This window comes from Streptomyces sp. SudanB5_2050, from assembly GCF_964272335.1.
GTDB lineage: Bacteria > Actinomycetota > Actinomycetes > Streptomycetales > Streptomycetaceae > Streptomyces > Streptomyces rochei.
Map to the genome: position 1 here is coordinate 5267865 of NZ_OZ186760.1, position 19035 is coordinate 5286899.

Annotated in this window: 20 protein-coding genes; 4 read left to right on the top strand and 16 right to left on the bottom strand. The window is 74.2% G+C overall.

The genetic code is table 11. From position 1 onward, the window contains the following. Positions 1–29 precede the first annotated feature (29 nt). The 4 genes from ACFZP7_RS23640 to ACFZP7_RS23655 form a co-directional block, all read right to left on the bottom strand. Positions 30–485 carry an SH3 domain-containing protein gene (locus ACFZP7_RS23640; RefSeq protein WP_385635561.1) on the bottom strand — a complete coding sequence of 152 codons (456 nt, stop codon included), beginning with the start codon at positions 483–485 and terminating at the stop codon, positions 30–32. A 173-nt stretch (positions 486–658) separates the two neighbouring features. Continuing rightward, a complete protein-coding gene (locus tag ACFZP7_RS23645) occupies positions 659–1912 on the bottom strand; it encodes an ATP-binding protein (RefSeq protein WP_385635564.1) in 1254 nt (417 codons plus the stop codon). Further along, positions 1909–2694 carry a hypothetical protein gene (locus tag ACFZP7_RS23650; RefSeq protein WP_385635565.1) on the bottom strand — a complete coding sequence of 262 codons (786 nt, stop codon included), beginning with the start codon at positions 2692–2694 and terminating at the stop codon, positions 1909–1911. Before ACFZP7_RS23650 ends, ACFZP7_RS23645 begins: the two co-directional genes overlap by 4 nt. 77 nt (positions 2695–2771) lie before the next feature. Next, entirely contained in the window at positions 2772–3251 is a 480-nt protein-coding gene (locus ACFZP7_RS23655; protein WP_193448647.1) for a dual specificity protein phosphatase family protein, read from the bottom strand. Between the two features lie 151 nt (positions 3252–3402). On the opposite strand from ACFZP7_RS23655, the gene ACFZP7_RS23660 reads away from it, so the two are divergent. Next, positions 3403–4206 carry a nuclease-related domain-containing protein gene (locus tag ACFZP7_RS23660; protein WP_125536426.1) on the top strand — a complete coding sequence of 268 codons (804 nt, stop codon included), beginning with the start codon at positions 3403–3405 and terminating at the stop codon, positions 4204–4206. A gap of 57 nt (positions 4207–4263) precedes the next feature. Here the strand turns inward: ACFZP7_RS23660 and ligD are convergent, their stop codons facing one another. Then, a complete protein-coding gene (gene ligD, locus ACFZP7_RS23665) occupies positions 4264–5145 on the bottom strand; it encodes a non-homologous end-joining DNA ligase (RefSeq protein WP_029393663.1) in 882 nt (293 codons plus the stop codon). 77 nt (positions 5146–5222) lie between these two features. Here ligD and ACFZP7_RS23670 point away from each other — a divergent pair, with 77 nt between their 5' ends. Beyond that, positions 5223–6383 (top strand): Ku protein, encoded by a 1161-nt coding sequence (locus ACFZP7_RS23670; protein WP_385635568.1) that lies wholly within the window; start codon positions 5223–5225, stop codon positions 6381–6383. Positions 6384–6485: 102 nt separating this feature from the next. Here ACFZP7_RS23670 and ACFZP7_RS23675 read toward each other — a convergent pair whose 3' ends face one another. Then, positions 6486–7034 carry a hypothetical protein gene (locus tag ACFZP7_RS23675; RefSeq protein ID WP_385635570.1) on the bottom strand — a complete coding sequence of 183 codons (549 nt, stop codon included), beginning with the start codon at positions 7032–7034 and terminating at the stop codon, positions 6486–6488. 330 nt (positions 7035–7364) lie between these two features. On the opposite strand from ACFZP7_RS23675, the gene ACFZP7_RS23680 reads away from it, so the two are divergent. Further along, a complete protein-coding gene (locus ACFZP7_RS23680; RefSeq protein ID WP_385635572.1) occupies positions 7365–7895 on the top strand; it encodes a MarR family winged helix-turn-helix transcriptional regulator in 531 nt (176 codons plus the stop codon). A 25-nt stretch (positions 7896–7920) separates the two neighbouring features. On the opposite strand, the gene ACFZP7_RS23685 is transcribed toward ACFZP7_RS23680, so the two are convergent. The 10 genes from ACFZP7_RS23685 to ACFZP7_RS23730 form a co-directional block, all read right to left on the bottom strand. Then, the gene (locus tag ACFZP7_RS23685; protein ID WP_030970540.1) at positions 7921–8667 is read right to left on the bottom strand and encodes a DUF4142 domain-containing protein; all 747 of its coding nucleotides are present in this window, start codon (positions 8665–8667) and stop codon (positions 7921–7923) included. A gap of 123 nt (positions 8668–8790) precedes the next feature. After that, a complete protein-coding gene (locus ACFZP7_RS23690) occupies positions 8791–9225 on the bottom strand; it encodes a PPOX class F420-dependent oxidoreductase (protein WP_019326893.1) in 435 nt (144 codons plus the stop codon). 56 nt (positions 9226–9281) lie between these two features. After that, the gene (locus ACFZP7_RS23695) at positions 9282–10145 is read right to left on the bottom strand and encodes a DUF3152 domain-containing protein (RefSeq protein ID WP_261699639.1); all 864 of its coding nucleotides are present in this window, start codon (positions 10143–10145) and stop codon (positions 9282–9284) included. 352 nt (positions 10146–10497) lie between these two features. Next, complete coding sequence (locus tag ACFZP7_RS23700; protein WP_019326891.1) at positions 10498–10833, bottom strand: TcmI family type II polyketide cyclase; 336 nt, start codon at positions 10831–10833, stop codon at positions 10498–10500. A gap of 60 nt (positions 10834–10893) precedes the next feature. Beyond that, positions 10894–11373 carry an SRPBCC family protein gene (locus ACFZP7_RS23705; RefSeq protein WP_019326890.1) on the bottom strand — a complete coding sequence of 160 codons (480 nt, stop codon included), beginning with the start codon at positions 11371–11373 and terminating at the stop codon, positions 10894–10896. Position 11374: 1 nt separating this feature from the next. Further along, positions 11375–11644 (bottom strand): acyl carrier protein, encoded by a 270-nt coding sequence (locus ACFZP7_RS23710; protein WP_019326889.1) that lies wholly within the window; start codon positions 11642–11644, stop codon positions 11375–11377. 91 nt (positions 11645–11735) lie between these two features. Continuing rightward, positions 11736–13064, bottom strand: a complete 1329-nt coding sequence (locus ACFZP7_RS23715) for a ketosynthase chain-length factor (protein ID WP_125536430.1) — start codon at positions 13062–13064, stop codon at positions 11736–11738. Then, the gene (locus ACFZP7_RS23720; protein WP_019326887.1) at positions 13061–14332 is read right to left on the bottom strand and encodes a beta-ketoacyl synthase; all 1272 of its coding nucleotides are present in this window, start codon (positions 14330–14332) and stop codon (positions 13061–13063) included. Before ACFZP7_RS23720 ends, ACFZP7_RS23715 begins: the two co-directional genes overlap by 4 nt. Continuing rightward, on the bottom strand, positions 14329–14796 hold the full coding sequence (locus ACFZP7_RS23725; RefSeq protein ID WP_019326886.1) for a cupin domain-containing protein: 468 nt from the start codon (positions 14794–14796) through the stop codon (positions 14329–14331). The genes ACFZP7_RS23720 and ACFZP7_RS23725 overlap by 4 nt, the downstream gene beginning before the upstream one ends. A 330-nt stretch (positions 14797–15126) precedes the next feature. Beyond that, a complete protein-coding gene (locus tag ACFZP7_RS23730; protein ID WP_385635576.1) occupies positions 15127–16371 on the bottom strand; it encodes a SchA/CurD-like domain-containing protein in 1245 nt (414 codons plus the stop codon). A gap of 271 nt (positions 16372–16642) precedes the next feature. Here ACFZP7_RS23730 and ACFZP7_RS23735 point away from each other — a divergent pair, with 271 nt between their 5' ends. After that, positions 16643–18391 carry an FAD-dependent oxidoreductase gene (locus tag ACFZP7_RS23735; RefSeq protein ID WP_385635579.1) on the top strand — a complete coding sequence of 583 codons (1749 nt, stop codon included), beginning with the start codon at positions 16643–16645 and terminating at the stop codon, positions 18389–18391. The last annotated feature ends 644 nt before the right edge of the window (positions 18392–19035 follow it).

Sequence of the window (19035 nt, forward strand, 5' to 3'; positions counted from 1 at the left end):
CAAATGGTGTGGTGTGGGGGTCGTTCGCATCAGCACCAGCGCGGCGCGGGACCGATGTTGTCGATGTAGCGGGCCGCGCCCCAGGCCCAGGTGCCGTCCGTGAGGAGGTACCAGAGGGGGTTGCCGTGCACCTTGTCGCCCGGGGTCTTGCAGTGGATGCGGACGGTCTCGCCCCGGTGGGCGTACCGGATGACCTCTCCGCCGCGGGTCGGCGAGGTGCGCAGGGCGAGCCGGTCGGCGGTGACCACACCGCGGTAGCGGCCCTGTTCCTGGTTTCCGTCGCCGCCCCAGTCGCCGCCGTCGCCGCCGTTGCCGCCGGTGGGGCCGGCGAAGGTGTTGTCGGAGCCCGGGCTCCCGCCGCCCCACCCGTCGTCGGCGACGGCGGGGGCGACGGCCGCGGCGGTGGCGAGCGCGCCCGCGGCGACGGTGGCGGCCAGCCCGCGGACGAGGGAGGAGCGCGGGGACAGTGCGTTCAGCAGGGACATGGGAGTACCTCCCGGGAAGCGGACGGGGCGGAAGCTCAGGGGCTCAAAGGTGCCAATGGCGGTCGAAGGTGACTGATCGCCACATTAGGAGCGGCGGGTGAGGTCCGCCCGTCGCGCTGCGCCATCGGTGCGCGGCCCCGTCCTCCGGCCGAGTGGGGGCCGCTGAGGCGGTGTCAGTGTTGCTGTTGCTGCTGCGGCAGGGTCAGGGTCGCGAGCGCTCCGCCGTCCGGCGGGTTGGCGAACTCCAGCCGGGCGCCCAGCACCTCCGCCTGGCCGAGCGCGATGGTCAGCCCGAGCCCGTGCCCCTTCGTCCCGCTCTCGGTGCGGAACCGCTGCGGCCCGTGGGCCAGGAGGTACTCCGGATAGCCGCTCCCGTGGTCCCGCACGGTGATCACCGGGCCGTCCACGGTCAGCACCACCGGCCCCCGACCGTGCCGGTGCGCGTTCCCGACCAGATTGCCGAGCACCCGCTCCAGCCGCCGCCGGTCGGTCTCCACCCGCGCGTCCCGTACGACGTCCACGCGCGTGTCCGTGCCCGAGCCGCGGACCACCCGCGCGGCCAGTTCGCCCAGCGGCTCCGCGTCCAGCTCCAGCCGCTCGCGCCCGCTGTCCAGCCGGGAGATCTCCAGCAGGTCCTCGGTGAGCGTGCGCAGGGCGGCCACCCGGTCCTGGACCAGCTCGGTGGGGCGGCCCGGCGGCAGCAGCTCGGCCGCCGCGTGCAGACCGGTGAGCGGGGTGCGCAGCTCGTGCGCCACGTCCGCCGTGAAACGCTGCTCGGCCAGCAGCTTGCCCTGCAGGGACGCCGCCATGGAGTCCAGCGCCGCGGCGACCGAGGCCACCTCGTCCTGCGGGCGGGACGGGTCCAGGGCACGGGGATCGCCGACCCGCGCGTCGAGGTCGCCCGCGCTGATCCGCCGCGCCACCCGCGCCGTGGTGTGCAGCCGCCTGGTGACCCGGGTCACGGCGAACGCCCCCACCAGCAGCGTCGCCCCGATCGCCAGCGCCGACGACCACACGATGGCGCTGTCGAGGCCGTCGATGGTGCGCTCGCCCTGGGTGTGGTCGATCCGCACCGCGAGCGCCCGGCCACCGGCGGCCGGACCCGCCGCCCACATCGTGGGCCGGCCCTCGTAGTCGGCGACCATCGTGCCGCGCCGGCCCGACACGGCCAGCTCCCGCAGCCGCTCGGGCAGCCCCGCCGGATCGACGCCCGCCCCGCGCCGCAGCGGGTCCCCGGCCTCGTAGGCATCCGTCGCCTCCCGCAGCCGGGCCAGAGCCGTGTCGCGGGCCTCGCCCACGGTCTGGTTGGTCACCGAGACGTGCACCAGGACACCGAGCAGGGCGGCGAGCGCGCAGCACATCACGGTGATGAAGACGGCCGCCCGCACCGCGAGCGGGCCGGTCCACCGGAGCAGGGGGAGCCTCACCGGGAGCCCGCCGACGGGGAGCCGGTGGCGGCGGAGGACGGAGCCGGGGAGGGGGTCGGCGTCGCCGACGGGCGCCCGGTGTGCCGGCCGCCGTCGTCCGTGCGCAGCATCTCGTCGCTGGTGAGCAGCATGGCCCGCTGGTCGGGGTCCCACGTCCACTGGAGCCGGTACTCGTAGCCCGCGACCTCCGACGGCGAACGGACGATCACCGTCCGGCCGGCCAGCTCGACCGCGCTGACCGCGTCCTCGTAGGACATGATCCGCACCAGCCGGCCCCCGTCGGCCGTGTAGACGCGCACGGCGGTCAGCTCCTCCGGCAGCAGCCGGAAGCCCAGGGTCATCTCGGGGCGCCCGTCGCCCGTCAGGTCGCGGTAGTACGGCCGCAGCACCGGGCACCGGCCGCTCCCGGCACCCCCGCCGCAGTCCGCCATCCGGTCGGCCGTCTCGCGGTACGGCGCCCCGGCACCCTCGTACTCGTCGGGGTGCGCGGCGATCTCGGCGCGCACGGCCGCCACCGGATCGGTCCGGCGGATGTCGCCGCCGGGGACGGCCACGCCCTGAACGGTCTCGTTGTCGACCTCGCCGATGTCGTAGGCCGGAGTCGACGCCGGCGTCAGGTCGGGCCAGAGCCGGGCCGGGCTCTGCGCGGCCGGTGTCGCGCCCGCGCCGCGCAGTCCGCCCGCGTCACCGCACGCCGCCAGCGCCCCGCCGGCCGCCACCGCCGCGAGCAGCGCGAGGACGGCTGGGACGCGGGCGGGACGCCCGCGGCGGCTCGGGACCACTGCACTCCTGGCGTTCGGTGATCATTCGTAGATCATTCGTACGGAAGTCCATTCTGCGCGCGGCCCCGCGCGGCGGGCTACTCGGCCAGGTCCTCCAGCAGCCGCACCGTGTCCAGGCCGGTCCGCAGGTACTCCACGAACAGCTCGTTGTGCAGCGCCCACGGCGAACGCCTGGCCCGGATCAGCCGAACCGCCTCCTCGGCGGTGCTGCCCCGGCGCATCAGCGTGTGCGCGACGACGAGGCCGGAGCGGTTGTACCCGTGGAAGCAGCGGACGAGGACCGTGCGGCCGGCGTCCAGCGCCGCATCCGCGGCCTCGGCCAGCCGGATCACCCCCGCGAGCTGGGTGCCGTCCAGGGGGCCGTCGGGGATCGGCCACACCTGGTGCTCGACACCGGGGTCGGGCCCGTGTCCGGGCAGCCGCAGCAGTGTCTGCACGAGGTCGAACTCGTCCCGTACGACGACGGTCTCCAGCCCTCCGGCCTGCCGCCGGCACTCGTGCCCGCCCATCCACAGCCCCGGCACGATCTCCGTCCACGGCCGGCCCGGAGCCGGCACGTCGGGTCCTTTCCCACGGGTACGCAACGGCGCCTCCCCAAGCCCACCCCAGGACCTACCCCACACCGATCTTCCCGACTCCCGTCAAAGGTAGCCCGGTTCTTGCCCCCGCAGCACCCCGCCTGTTCCCATGGTCGTGGGGTGATGGTGCATGACCGGACTGCGCGTCGTACCGACCCGGCGGCACGGCCGGGAACGGCTCTACGTCTGCCTCCCGGACGGCGGCAACGTCGCCTGGTACGACCGCGAGAGCGCCCGCGTCAACCTGCTGCGCGAGGACCGCGAGGGCGACGTCCTCGAAGCGCTCGGCCCCTTCCTCACCGGCCCGGTCACGGTGGGCCCGCCGCCGGTCCCCACCCCCGCCGAGCTGGCCCGGCTCACCCTCCACCCCGACGACGACCTCGCCCCCAACCGGCCCGGTGAGGCGCTTCTGGTCGCGCTGGAGCGCGAGCCCGGCCCCGCGCACCGGCTGCGCCCCGACCCGCGGCGCCGTGCGCTGGCCGCCGAGCAGACGGTGGGCACGGCCCTGGACCGCCTCGACGGCGCCGGCTGGCGGACCCTGCACTCCGTCCCGCTGCCCGGCGGCGACCGCCTCCACCACCTGCTGATCGGTCCCGGCGGTCTCTTCGCCGTGCACACGCTCCCCGCCCGCCGGCAACGCGTCCGCATCGACGGCCCGCTGGTCGCGCCGGGCCGCCGCGAGCCCCTTCCCCTGCTGCGCCGGGTCCGCGCCGACGCGGACCGCGCCTCCCACGCGCTGACGGCCGAGGTGCACGCCGTCCTGGTCCTGGTCGAACCGGCGCAGGTGAGCGTCGAGCAGCCGCCGCGCTCGGTCCGGGTCCTCACGGACGGGGAGCTGCCCGGCCTGGCCCGGCTCGGCGGGACGCTCAAACCGGCGGACGTGGAGGCCCTGCACGCCATGGCGCGGGACCGCGGTACCTGGGCCCACGTCTGACGGCCCCGCCCGGCAGGCGCCGGGCCGGGCGGGAGCGCGCGGGGGCGGCGGCGCGGGTCAGGGCAGCGCGGACGCCCGCCGCCGCTCGAACAGCGGCGCCAGCAGATCGCCGTGGTCCTGGACCCGCGGTCCCACGTCCTGCGTGCGGAAGACGAACTGCTCCGCGCGCCGGCACCCGGCCACCTCCTCCCACGTCACCGGCGTGGAGACGGCCGGCACCGCGCGGGCCCGGACCGTGTACGGGGTGGCGGTGGTCTTGCGGGCGGCGTTCTGGCTCCAGTCCACGAACACCTTGCCCGGCCTCAGACTCCGCGTCATCCGGTGCACCACCAGCCGCGGCAGCGCCCGCTCCGCCTCCACCGCGAGCGCCTTCGCGTACTCCGAGACCCGTTCCGACGACGCCCCCCGCACCCCCGCCAGCAGGTGCAGCCCCTTCGCACCGGAGGTCTTGGCGTACGCCTCGATCCCGTCCGCCGCCAGCCGCTCCCGCAGCCACAGCGCCACCTCGCAGCAGTGCACGACGGTCGCGGGCGGGCCGGGGTCGAGGTCGAAGACCAGCCGGTCGGCCTCGTCGGGGTCGGCCGCGGTCCACTGGTGGGTGTGGAACTCGGTCACCAGGTTCGCCGCCCACATCAGGCTCGCGAGGTCCTGCACCAGCACCATCCGGGCCGGCCCCTCCGAACGGGGGACCTCGGCCGTGGTGACCCAGTCGGGCGTACCCGGCGGCACGTTCTTGGAGAAGAACACCTGACCGTCCGGACCGTCCGGGTAGCGCAGGAAGGAGACCGGACGGTCCCGCAGGTGCGGCAGCAGCACCCCGGCGGTCGTCGCGTAGTAGTGCAGCAGCTCGCCCTTGGTCAGGCCGGTCTCCGGATACAGCACCTTGTCCAGATTGCTGAGGGCGACCCGCCGCCCCTCCACCTCAGTGATAGGCGCCATACCATGACAATCTCACGAAACACCGACAAACCGCCCGACGGTCGTCCGGCGGTCGGCCGACAGGAAGGGTGCGGCACGTGCGATCCATCTGGAACGGCGCCATCTCCTTCGGCCTGGTCAGCATCCCGGTCAAGCTGATGAACGCGACCGAGAGCCACGCGGTCTCCTTCCGCCAGATCCACACCGAGGACGGCGGCCGCATCCGCTACCGCAAGGTCTGCGAGCTGGAGGACCGCGAGGTGAGCCAGGCCGAGATCGGCAAGGCGTACGAGGACGCCGACGGCTCGATGATCCCGATCACCGACGAGGACCTGTCCCACCTGCCGATCCCGACCGCGCGGACGATCGAGATCGTGGCGTTCGTGCCGCGGGAGCGCATCGACCCGCTCCAGATGGGCACCGCGTACTACCTCGCGGCGAGCGGCGCGCCCGCGGCCAAGCCGTACACGCTGCTGCGCGAGGCGCTGGGCCGCAGCGACCGGGTCGCCATCGCCAAGTTCGCGCTGCGGGGCCGCGAGCGCCTGGGCATGCTCCGGGTCTCCGGCGACGCCATCGTGATGCACGGGCTGCTGTGGCCGGACGAGGTGCGCACCCCCGAGGGCGTCGCCCCCGACGCCGGGGTCACCGTCCGCGAGCAGGAGCTGGACCTGGCCGACGCGTTGATGGACACGCTCGGCGAGATCGACCTGGACGACCTGCACGACGAGTACCGCGAGGCGCTGGAGGAGGTCATCGCCGCCAAGGCGGCCGGCGAGGCGCCCCCGGAGGCGCCCGGGCCCGCGGAGCCCGGCAAGGTGCTCGACCTGATGGCCGCGCTGGAGAGCAGCGTGCGGGCGGCCCGGGAGTCCCGGGGCGGGGAGGACACCGGGACGGCCGAGGTCAGGACCCTGGAGCGACGCGAACGGCCGGCCCGGCGGACGCCCAAGGAGACCGGCGGCAAGAAGTCGACGTCCACGGCGGCCGGGAAGACGGCGGCCGGGAAGACGCAGGCGAGGAAGTCGACGTCCGCCGCCCGGAAGTCGACGGCGGAGACGGACGAGAAGACGGCGAAGTCGGCGAAGACAGCACACGCAGCGCCCACAGCGCACACAGCCAAGACGGCGAAGTCGGCGAAGACCGCGCAGAAGACACCGGACCGGAGCACCGCCCGGAAGACCGCGGCCGAGGCGACCGCCGGGAGCACGGCCGGCAAGGGCGCCGCCAAGAAGACGGCGTCGTCCCGCAGGCGCGGCGCCTGACGCCTCGGCGGGTGCCGGACGTCGACGTGCCCACGGCCCGCTTTGCCGGTCGGCTCGCCCGGCGTCGGGACCGAACGCCGCCTCACCCCGCCGGACGGGTGCTCAGTCGATCGTCCAGGAGGTGAGGGAAGCCCGGGGCACGGCCGACGGGTCGGGCTCGAAGACCGCCGGGCCGGTCGACGCGGAAGCGGTGGGCGCGGGAGTGGCGGCCGAGGGCAGCACGGGGCTCTCCTCCAGGCGCCGCCCGATCGTGTCGGCCGGCTCCCCGCCGGGGGCCCCGGGGCCGGTGGACAGCTGCGACCAGGCGGTCAGCGCGAGGGCCACGGCGGCGGCCGTCCCGAGGACCCGGCAGACGCGCCGGACGCGGGCCCGGCGGTCCAGCTCGCGCCAGGCGGGTCCGGGCCAGGGGTCCTCCGGCCGCCACAGTTCGCCGACCGCGGCGGGCGGCGGCGCCGGACGCCACTCCGGCGTCCGCTCCCGTGCGGCGGGCTCCCGCAGGGCCGAGGCGCGGATGGCGCGCTCGTCGTCCTCCAGGAACCTGCGCCAGACGTCCTCGGGCACGTGCGGCACACCGCCCGGCACATGCGGCACACCGCCCGGCTCGTGCGGTTCGTTCGGCGTCGCGCCGCCGTCCGGCCCGGAAGCGGTCATGATCCCGCTCTTCCTTCCTTCTTCGCCCCACGCAGCGGCGCCCGCTGACCGTCCACCGCCAAATCCGTGAACGCGTGGGCATGCCGGGCCGTTCCCGGCGCCGCCGGGGGTGTGCGTCGTGTCATCGCCGTCCTCCGCGTCCCGGAATCCGACTCCACCCTTCCACAGGGGAAAGATGTACGGGCGGTGGCCGCCGTTCCCTTCGGCCGGTGGAGGACGTGCGGGCCGGACGCGCGGGCCGGCGGGAGACGTGGCGCGGGGGCGATCCGCCGGTGACCGCTGTGCCGGTCAGGTGGGTGAGGGGTGGCGGCGGCACGGTAGAAAGGACCCATGCCGGAGCGTGAGCTGCCCGACGGGGGCCTGGACGACGTCGACGCGGTCACCGGGGCGGTGCTGGCCGCGTCCCGACTGCTGGTGGCGGTCTCCGCGCGGTCGCTCGCCGAGGTGGAGGAGCGGGTGACGCTGCCCCAGTTCCGGATGCTGATGGTGCTCTTCACCAGGGGCGCCACCAAGCTGGTCGCGCTCGCCGACCATCTCCAGGTCGCCCCGTCGACGGCCATGCGCATGGTCGACCGGCTGATCGCGGCCGGCCTCGCCGACCGGCAGACCAATCCCGACAGCCGGCGCGAGACCCTGCTGCGCCTGACCGACGAGGGCCGGCGCACCGTCGAGCACGTCAGCGCCCGGCGGCGCGCCGAGGTCGCCGCCATCGTCGAACGGCTCGCGCCGCACCAGCGGGCGGCCCTGATCGAGGCGCTCACCGCCTTCAGCGAGGCGGGCGGCGAGCCCCCGCTCCCGGCGCCGGCCGGACCTCATCCACTGGGTTGGGCCGCCGACGTCACCGCGGCCCGCGACACCTGACACCCACCCGCGCCCGGGGCGTGGCTCACCCGGTCGCCGGTGACGGCGCGGGCGTCGGCGAGGCGGTGTTCACGTCCAGGTCGGGCCGCGGCTTGAGCACCAGCACCCGCTCACCGGGCTGCGGCGGGGGAGGGGTGACCTTCTCCCTGGGCAGCTTCGCCGGACCGGTCTGCTGGAAGGTGACCTTGTCGTACTCGACCAGCCCGGTCTTCTCCAGCACCGTGATGTGGTCCAGCACCGTGTCGTTGGCCAGGTCGGCCAGCTGCCGCACCAGCGTGTTCTTCGTCGTGGCCCGGATCTTGGCGATGGCCGGGAAGATCTGGCCGTGCGTCACCCGCATGATGTTCACGGCCGACGAGTCGAACTCCCCGCCGGTCTTCGCGTCCACCGTCGCCACGAAGCCCTCCTGCTGCGGCGAGGCCCGGTTGGGCAGCGTGATCCCCAACTCGGGGGAGATCTCCCGGCACATCGCGTCCAGCCCGGCGTGCCCGACGACCAGGTGCTCGCCGGCCGTCTTCATCTCCTTCGTGGTGCCGCGCTCCATCACCATCTCGCCCAGCGGGTACTCCCACAACCCGGCCGCGCGCACCTTCACCACGAAGTCCCGGTCGGCCTCGGTGAGCGGCCCGAACTTCGTACTGGCGATCACCCGGTTCTGGTTCCCGTCGGGCTTGTCCAGACCGAGCACGGCCGGGAAGGCCAGCGCGGTGAGGGTCAGGGTCATCGTGGCGAACAGGACGACGACTCCGATCCTGCTGCGGGACAGCCGCATGGTGCCTCCAGGGCGACGTGGACGTCTCCTCCGCGTCCGGGGACGCGGAGGGGGCGGACGGGTACGCCATCAGGTACGGAGAAGAGGCGCGGATCCTTCACCGCCGCGGCGGGGAACTTCCGTTCAGCCGATGTCGGCCCCGTAGACCCGCTCGACCCGGATCGTGAGCAGCACCCGGCGGTCGGACACCATCGTCGCCCGGTACTCGTCCCAGTCCGGGTGTTCGCCGGCGGCCGCGCGGTAGTACTCCACCAACGCCTCCACCTCCGGACCGTGCGGGTCGGTGCCCGGTCCGGTGAGGGTGGCGACGCCCTCGGCGGTGGCCCAGGACCTGCCGTCGGGGGCGGTCACCTCCAGAGTGGCGCGGGGGTCCCGGCGCAGGTTCGCCGTCTTGGCCAGCCCGTCGCGGGTCGAGACGCGGATGACGTCCGCCTCCGGGTCGTAGGCGGGCTGGACGGGGGAGAGCTGCGGGCGGCCGTCCGCCTTGATCGTCGCGAGCACGCCGAGCCGGCTCTCGGCCAGCAGGGCGCGGGGGTCGAAACGCGGTGTCGTGGTCATGGGCCGATCATCGCCGCTCACGGGAGCGCTGTCCCGCGAACCGGCCGAGGGCCCGCTCAGGGAACCGAGGGCCCGCTCAGGTAGTTGCCGTCCCGGTCGTAGGGCCAGGCGTTGGCGACGCAGCCCTTGAGTCCCTTGATCTGCTGCATCATCGCCGGTGCGGGCAGGCCCGGCCCGGGGCAGGTCTCGTGGCCGTGGCCGAGGCGGTGACCGACCTCGTGGTTGATGATCAGCGCCCGGTAGTCGCCGATGGGCCCGTCGAACTGGGGAGAGCCCAGCACCCAGCGCTTGAGGTTCACCACGACGTCCGTGCCGACCGCGCAGTTCACCTCGCCCCGGGTGAGCAGGCCGTAGGCGCCGCAGATCTCGTCGACGGTGCCCGGCGTGGCGATCTTCACCACGAAGTCGTACGACCCGGAACTCACCAGCCGGAAGGAGTTGATCCCGTCCCTGGTCCAGCCGCGACGGTCGGCGAGCACGTCGGATATCTCGGCCGCGGCGGCGCTCGGCCGGATGTCGATGCCCTCCTCCACCAGGACCTTGTAACGGCGTACGCGGCTGCCGGTGCCCACGGTGGAGCCGTCGGCCTCGGCGGTGACGAAGGTGCCGGGGCCGGTCGCGGGAACGGCGACGGTGGAGGGGGAGGGCGACGCGGAGGGCGACGCCTTCACGGACGGCGACCCGGACGGGCCCGCGGTCCTCCCGGACGGCGACCCGGACGGGGCGTCGGGGGCGTCCGTGCGGCCGGCGGCGTCCAGGGCGTCGGCCACGTCGGCCGCCTGATCGTCCGTCACCGGGGGACGGGTGTGCCGCCAGTGCGCGACGGCGGCGCCCGCCGCGAGCAGGACGGCACCGGAGGCCAGGCCGGCCAGGACGAGGCGGGCCGATCCGCGACGGCGTCGGGCGCGGGCGCGGGACACGCGCCGCTCACCACCCGGCGTCGGTCGTCGGCGGGTCCGGCGGGCGGTGGGTCGGCCCACGACGCGTGTCCTCTCTCCTGGTCGGCGGGGGCGCGCACAGCGGACTCCTCTGTGCTTTTGTCGCCCCCAAGATCAAAGCGGAAGGACATGCCGAAACATCACCGGCACTCACGTGGGGCTTCTCACACACCTGTTCGGTTCCGCGCGTACAACCCTTCACCCTCCTGGACGGTCCGCGAGCTGCGGACAGGAAAGGGGGCAGCGGTGGACGGTCCCCCGGACACGCACGCGCGCGCCGGGGCCGCCCGGCACGAGCGGGCGGCCCCGGCGCGATGCGTCGACCGTCGGTCCGTCAGCCGACGGCGGTGCGCTCCCAGCGGTAGAAGCAGCGTGCCATCGCGTCCTTCGGACCGCGCCAGGTCGCCGGGTCGTACGCCGAGACGTACGGCTCCAGCCGCTCGCTGACCTTGCGGAACTCCGGGTGCCCGGTCAGCCGGCCGATCGCCGGGGCCGGGTCCTCGTCGCTCTCGATGAGGTGCATGTACACGCCGTCACCGAACTCGAAGAGACTGCGCCGGTTGACGCCCACCAGGTGGGGCAGCTCGCCGCTGTCGGACTCGGCGAACACCTTCGCGATGTCCGGTGCCGCGCCGGGGACCATCCGGGCGACGATCAGGGTGTGGTGCATGGGGAGGTGCCCTTCCTCGGGGTCACGGGGCGCCGGGCCGGTCGACCCGGCCCGGCGGATTCAGTCGGCGAGTGCCGCGGCGGTGCGCCGCTCGCCCGCGGCCTGCTCGATCCGGTCCCGGATCAGCGCCATCTGCGTCCGCGAGTTGCGGTTGATGTTGTCCGTCATCCAGGCGTCGTCCACCGGGGCGTCCGGCTTCATCGCGAAGTCCTGGATCCAGCGCATCCGGGTGCCGTCCGCGGTCTCCGCGTACTCCCAGACGATGTTCATGTACTGGAAGGGGCCGGTCTCGACCCGGTGGGCGCGCACCGTACGGGTCGTCGGGTCGGCGACCCGCTCGGACACCCAGCTCCACACCTTGCCGTCCTTGTCCGGGTGCATGGTGAGCCGGAAGGTGACCCGGTCGCCGTCGCGCTCCAGCACGTCCACGGAGGCGTACTCGCTGAACAGCCGCGGCCAGTTGTCGATGTCGTTGGTCATGTCCCAGACCAGCTCCATCGGCGCGGCGATGGAGATCTCGTTGTCGGTGTGACCTGCCATCTCACACTCCCGTCTTCAGGGCGCCGTTGACCAGCGCGAGGAAATCCGCGGGCGTCTTGCAGCGCTCGGCCTGCTCCGGCAGGCCCAGCCCGTACCGCTTCTCCAGCTCGGCCACGATGCCCAGCAGGCCGAGGGAGTCCAGGCCGAAGGTGTCGAAGCCGTCGTCGGCCTGCTGCCGGAGGGTGACCGGGTCGACGTGCACGCCGGCGGTGCGCTTCATCAGCGCCGACAGCTCCTCGACGGTCACCTGGTAGTCCAGTTGGTCGGTCATGCGGGTCCTCCTTCACTCGGGGTGGCGCCCGGCCCCTGGCCGGCGCTCACTCGGGTTGGCGTGGGTCGGTCCTCGTGCCCGGTGCCGGCCCTCACGCGGTGCGCGGCGCGGTGCCGCCGAGGCGCACGACGAGCGCCGCGTTGGAGCCCATGAGCCCGCGGCCGAGGATCAGCGCCGTGCGTGGCTCGGCGGGCCGGGCCCGGCCGGTGACCAGGTCCAGGTCGTGACAGACGTCGAACACGTGCGGGGTGGGCGGGATCAGCCCGTGCTCCATGGCGAGCACCGCCGTCGCCACGTCCAGCACCGGTGCCGCGCAGTACGCCCGTCCGGTACCGGTCTTGGGCGCGGTGACCGGCACCCGCCGGGCGTGCGGACCGAGCGCGTCGGCCAGGGCCAGCGCCTCGGCCCGGTCGGCCTCCGGCACACCGAGCGCGTCGGCGAACACCACGTCCACCTCCTCGGGACGGCACCCGGCCTCGGCCAGCGCGCCCCGGATCGCGCGCGCCAGCCCCTCCCGGGACTCGGCCCAGTGGGAGGGCCCGGTGAAGGTCGCCGCGTGCCCGGCGATCGTCGCCCGCACGTCCGCCCCGCGCTCCAGGGCCGCCCGCTCCTCCTCGACCAGCAGCACGGCACCGCCCTCGGCCGGCGCGAAACCGCAGGCCGCCTCGGTGAACGGGCGGTAGGCACGGTCGGGTTCACCGGCCCCGCTCAGCTCCGGGTAACCCAGCTGGCAGACGATGGAGTACGGGGCGAGCGGAGCCTCCGTGGCACCGCACACCACCGTGTCGGTGCCGCCCCGCACGGCCAGCGCCGCGTGGGCCAGGGCGTCCAGGCCGCCCGCCTCGTCGGCGGCCACCACACCGCACGGGCCCTTGAAGTCGTTGCGGATGGAGATCTGGCCGGTGCTGGCCGCGTAGAACCAGGCGATCGACTGGTACGGGCCCACGTACCGCGACCCCTGACCCCACAGGTTCTGCAGCTCCCGCTGCCCGAACTCGCCACCGCCCGAACCGGCCGCGGTGACCACCCCGACCGAGTACGGCGACTCGACGTCGGCCCGGCCGAACCGGGCGTCCTCCAGGGCCATCTCGGTCGCCGTCAGCGCGAAGTGCGTGAACCGGTCGGTCTGGACGAGGTAGCGCCCCTCGACCGTCTCGGCCGCGTCGAAGCCGCGCACCTCGCCCGCCACCTTCAGCGGCAGGTGCTCGCAGCCCTCGCGGGTGACCGGCCCGAGACTGCTCGCGCCGTCCGCGACCGCCTTCCAGTGCGCCTCGGCACCGAGACCGTGCGGGGACACCACGCCGAGGCCGGTGACGACGGCACGCCTGTCCCCGTCCCGCGCCGGGCTCCTTCTCGCGTCCTGTGCCGGGCGTTCACCGGCGTCCTGCGCCGGGCGCCGGGCCCGCTGTGGTCCGCTCATCGCAGCCCTCCTTCGGAACCGCTCAGCACGACCGCGGACTGGAAGCCGCCGAAGCCGCTGCCCACGGACAGCACGTGCCGCAGCGTCCGCTCCCGCGCCTCGCGCGGCACGTAGTCGAGGTCGCACTCCGGGTCGGGGGTCGTGTAGTTGGCCGTGGGCGGCACCACCTGGTGGTGCATCGCCAGGACGCACGCGGCCAGCTCTATGGAGCCGATCGCGCCGAGCGAGTGGCCCACCATCGACTTGATGGAGCTCATCGGCGTCGCGTAGGCGTGCTCGCCCAGCGAACGCTTGACGGCCGCGGTCTCGTGCCGGTCGTTCTGCTGGGTGCCGGAGCCGTGCGCGTTGACGTAGTCGATGGCGGAGCCGTCCAGCCCGGCCATGTCCAGCGCCGTGTCGATGGCCCGCGCCATCTCCAGGCCCTCCTTGGTCAGCCCGGTCATGTGGTAGGCGTTGCCGAAGGTCGCGTAGCCGGAGATCTCGCAGTACACGTGCGCACCGCGGGCCCGGGCGTGCTCCAGGTCCTCCAGGACCAGCACCGCGGCGCCCTCGCCCATCACGAAGCCGTTGCGGTCGGCGTCGAAGGGCCGGGAGGCGTGCGCGGGGTCGTCGTTGCTGGGCGAGGTCGCCTTGATGGCGTCGAAGCAGGCCATCGTGATGGGCGATATCGGCGAGTCCGCCGCGCCCGCCAGGCACACGTCGACACGGCCCTCGGCCACGGCGTGGTAGGCGTACCCCACCGCGTCCAGACCGGAGGTGCACCCGGTGGACACCGTCTGCACCGGCCCCCGCACGCCGAACTCCTCGGCGACGGCCGACGACAGTGTCGCCGGGGTGAAGGCCCGCTCCAGGTGCGGCTCGGCCCGCCGCTCGTCGACGTCCCAGCGCGAGCCGCGCTCGCTCACCAGCACGTAGTCGTGCTCCAGCCGGGTCGTGCCGCCGACCGCCGTGCCCAGCGTGGCACCGGCCCGCCACGGGTCCTCCCGCGCCATGTCGAGGTGCGCGTCCCGTACCGCCTCGGCGGCGGCGACCAGCGCGAACTGCACGTAGCGGTCGCTGCGCTGGACCGTGGCGAGGTCCAGCCCGTGCTCCAGCGGCTCGAAGTCGCACTCGGCGGCGATCTGCGAACGCAGCCCGGCGGGATCGAAGAGGGAGATGCGGCGCGTCGCCGTACGGCCGTCGGACAGCAGCCCCCAGAACTGGGGCACACCGATCCCGCCCGGGGCGACGACGCCTATGCCCGTGACGGCGACCCGACGCCGGGTCATGACACCGCCTCGGCCGCGGCGGCGGGACGCTCGTGCCCGGCACACCCGGCGTGGTCCGGGAGCGGCAGCGGGTTGCCCGCCGCGTCCTCGGTGTCGACGTGCCCGATCTCCGGCCGCGGGGCCAGCGGACCCAGGTGGAAGACGAGCCGGGCCTCGGTGTCCCCCGTGTTGCGGAAGCGGTGGCGCATGTCCTGCGGGATCAGCAGACCCTGTCCGGTGGAGAGGGCGTGCGGCACCCCGTCCAGGTCCACCTCCAGCGCGCCGTCCGTGACGTACACGAACTCCTCGGAGTACGGGTGGTAGTGCTCGGCGATGCGCTCGCCCGGCTGCACGATGGCCACGCCCATGAAGCCGCTGGTCGACCCGGCGGTGGTGGGCGTGAGGAGAGCGCGGAGGTCTCCGCCTCGGCGCCGGTTCGGCGCGATGTCGCCGAGGGAGACGATGCGTACCTGCTGGTCTGTCATGTCGTTCACTCCGGGTGAGGGGAGGCGGTGGGGAGGTCGGGAGACCGCGCGGACGCGTGGGCGGTGGCGGGCACTCCGTCGGGCCCGGTACCGCGACGGTCCGGCGCGGGGTCGGTGAGGTGGTGCCGGCGGTCGGTGGTGGGCCGGTGCCGGCGGTCGGTGCCGGTGGCCGATGGCCGGTGGTCGGTGGTGAGCCGGTGCAGGCGGCCGGTGCGGATGGTCGGGGCGGGAGGCTCCGTCGGTCGCGCCGGTTCCGCCGGTCGCGCCGGTTCCGCCGGGTGGGTGGGGCCGTCGGCCGTGCCCGTCCCGCCGGTTCCGCCCGGTTCTGGTTCAGGTGGCGGGAGAGCGCCGGTCCGTCAGCGGCGTCATACGGGTCGCGGCGAGCAGCAGGGACAGGTTCCGCGCCTCCGTCAGGGGGCCGTCGACGCCGGCGGCGGAGGTGTCGAGCAGCCGCTCGGCCACCGCCACCCCGGACCCGCCGAAGGCCCCGGCCGCGTCGGGCGACCGGTGCAGGCCCAGCACGAACGCGGGCGCCTCCTCGGGGTCGCCGTCCACGTCGACGAGCCGTACGACGAGGTCGTCGCGGTGGAAGACGGTGGCGGCGAGGACCGGACTGTCCGGGGCGTCGGCGGCCGCCGCGTCCTGCCGGGCGAGCAGCCGGGCCAGTTCCGGACCGGCGCCGGCCCGCGCCGGGTAGAGCAGCGCCACCCGCTGCGTGCGGGCCTCGGTCCCGCCTCGCGCGGCCACGTGGTGGACGGCCGGCATGGCGGCCCGGGTGAAGAAGCGCCGGGCGGACTGCGGGTCCCTGAGGTCCCGCTCCTGCTCCAGGTGCGGGTCGAGGGCGTCCTCGACCGCCCGCACCCCGGGCTGCCGGGCGACGTGGCGCAGCGCCGCCTGCAGGTCGCCCCGCACCTCCACGGCGCGCACGATCCGGTTGCCGTGCATGAAGAGCGAGGTGCGCAGCAGCCGCGTGGACTCGTCCACGTGGGCGTCGGGCGACACGTACTCGGACAGCAGCCTGGCCACCTCGGTCTCGCTGCCGGGCCGCACCGTGAAGGTCAGGGCGTGCCGCACGACATTGCTCCCGATCCTGGGAGTGGACCGCAGCTCCGCACCGGCCTGGGCCGCCGGAGCCGGTTCGCCGAGGGTCTCCCGCAGCACGCTGTAGCGCAGGGAGCGGGTGTCACGGACGCAGTCCTGCAACGGCTCGACGGTGTCCAGGTGCTCGTCGCTGTTGACCCAGGCCAGGAAGGGCGCCGCGCTCTCCCACTCGCTGGTCAGCAGCCACTGGGTGGGATTCTCCAGGGACTGGCACAGCTGGTCGCTGACATGTCCCGGAACGGCGGCGACCCGGTCGCGGATGCGCTCGTAGGCGTTCAGGAACTCCTGCTGCATGCCGTCGTGGACGTCCAGCATCAGCACGACGCGCACACGGGCTCCGTCGAACGCGGATATCGACACGCCGCCCGCTTCCGCGGCGGCCGGTGTCGCCACGGCCTTCCCGGCCTGCGCGGCCTGAGTGGACAGGGCATCCGCCGACACGGCATCCGTCGCTACGACGGGAGAGACCGTCATCCGGCCCACCTCTTCTCCGGGGAACTCCTCGTGGACTGGTCCGGCGATCGTCGCGGCCCGTGCCGTGGTCGGCGGGGCGCGGCGGTCGCAGTAAGCACGATCGTGAGCCGTGCCCGCGAGGACCGCGAACCAGGAGGGTTAAGCGGGTGAAGCCTGGCCCGCCGCGGGCCTCACCGGGCCGGACGGGGCATGCATGAGGGCCCCGGCGCACACCCGGGCGCACCCGTCACGGGGCGAGCCACGCGTCTGTCACAACGGAGGACGAACAACGATGCACGAAAGAACCGACCGCCCCGCCGGCGCCACCCCCGGAACCGGACCCGGTGCCGGTATCGGTGCCGGTACACACCGCGTCCCGATCCTCATCGTCGGCGGTTCCCTGGTGGGTCTGTCCATGTCGGTGTTCCTGGGGCGGCTGGGCGTCCGGCACACCCTGGTGGAACGGCACGCGGGCACCTCCATCCACCCCCGAGGGCGCGGCAACAACGTCCGCACCATGGAACTCTTCCGGGTGGCCGGCACCGAGCCGGACATCCGCCGGGCCGCCGCCACCCTCGCCGACAACCACGGCATCCTGCAGACACCCACGCTCGTCGGCGACGCGGGGGAGTGGCTGTTCAAGCAGATCGACGCCGGAGGCGGCCTGGCCCGCTTTAGCCCCAGCTCCTGGTGCCTGTGCAGCCAGAACGACCTGGAGCCCGAACTCCTCACGCACGCCACGGACCTCGGCGGCGACCTCCGCTTCGGCACGGAACTGCTCTCCTTCGAGCCCGACGCCGACGGCGTGACGGCGATCGTCAAGAGCCGCGAGACCGGCGAGCACACCACCATCCGCGCGGACTACCTGGTCGCCGCCGACGGCCCCCGCAGCCCGGTCCGCGAGCAGCTCGGCATCGGCCAGAGCGGCCCCGGTGACCTCTTCCACAACATCAGCGTCACCTTCCGCTCCCGCCGCCTCGCCGACGTCGTGGGCGAACGCCGCTTCATCGTCTGCTACCTCACCAGCGAGGACGCGGACGGCGCCCTCCTCCCGGTCGACAACCGCGAGAACTGGGTCTTCCACGCCCCTTGGCACCCCGAACAGGGCGAAACCGTCGAGGACTTCACCGACGACCGCGTCGCCGCCCACATCCGCCGCGCCGTCGGCGACCCCGACCTCGACATCGAGATCACCGGCAAGGCCCCCTGGCACGCCGCCCAGCGCGTCGCCCGCAGCTACCGCTCCGGCCGCGTCCTCCTCGCCGGCGACTCGGCGCACGAGATGTCCCCCACCGGCGCCTTCGGCTCCAACACCGGCATCCAGGACGCCCACAACCTCGCCTGGAAACTGGCCGCGGTCCTGGAGGGCTGGGCGGGCGAGGGCCTGCTGGACACCTACGACGCGGAACGCCGCCCGGTCGCCGAGGCCACCAGCGCCCGCGCCGCGGCCCGCTCGGTGGAACACAGCCACCCGGGCTTCGCCCCGCCCCCGATGATGGGCGGCGGCGGTGCCCCCGAAGGCAAGCCCGGCCCCGGCGGCGGCCCGCAGCGCGGCATCCTCAACGTCGCCCTCGGCTACCGCTACCCCCAGGGCGCCGTGGTCGGCGCCGACCCGGCGACCCCCGTCGTCCCCGAGAACCTGGACCTCACCGGCGCCCCCGGCAGCCGCGCCCCCCACCTCTGGCTCCACCGCCCCGACGGCGGAGACGCCGACCGCGTCTCCACCCTCGACCTCTACGAGGACTCCCTCGTCCTGCTCAGCGACGCCTCCCAGCCCACCGGCTGGCACGAGGCGGCGACCCGCCTGGCAACCGACCTCCGCGTCCCCCTGAAGTCCTACCGTCTGGGCGCCGGCCCCGACGCCGACCTGACCCCCGCGGACGCCGAGGGCACCGACTGGGCCAGGTCCCACGGCATCACCCGCGGCGGCACCGTCCTCATCCGCCCCGACGGCTTCGTAGCCTGGCGCTCCCCGGGCCCCGCCCCCCACCCGGAGTCAATGCTCCGCCAGGTCATCCGAACGATCCTGTCCCTGCCCTGACCAACCCCCACCCACCGACCACCAACCCCCAAAGCCCTCGCAGCGACCTCGCCCGTGCCGCAGGCGGCCGCCCCTCTGCCAGGCGCCTCGGCCGTCGGGGCACGCAGCCCCCACGGCCGACCCCCTCCCGAACACCTCGACCGCAGCGCCCTACCCCCGCCTTCGCAACCGCGTCCCTGCTGGAACCACCAAAACCCGCCCACCGCCTCCCACCCCCTACCCGTGGCTTACGGCGGGCTCGCTCGCTATCCACCAACGCTCCCTGACACCGATCTCGACCACACCGAACCACCTCATCCACTCGCACACACGCGAAGACCCCGTTCTCAGCGTCTCTTCTGAGAACGGGGTCTCTGGCACGTCATGCTGGCCGCCCGGCAGGATTCGAAATCTGCGCACACGGCTCCGGAGGCCTGTTCAGGCCGGGGTATATGCGCAGGTCACGCGCTACAGGCCGGTCCAATGACGCTGCCCGGTCCGCAGATGGTCCACCGTTTGCGGCAGGGAGGAGGCCAAGAGGCCGGGGTTGTGTAGGGCTGACCACGGATGTCGGATGGCAGGTCTAAGGCGTTGCCCGAGCCTCCTTACCAGTCGCGCCTGCAGGGACTGTTCCCTTCCTGTCACCTGTCACCTCAAAGTGTGTA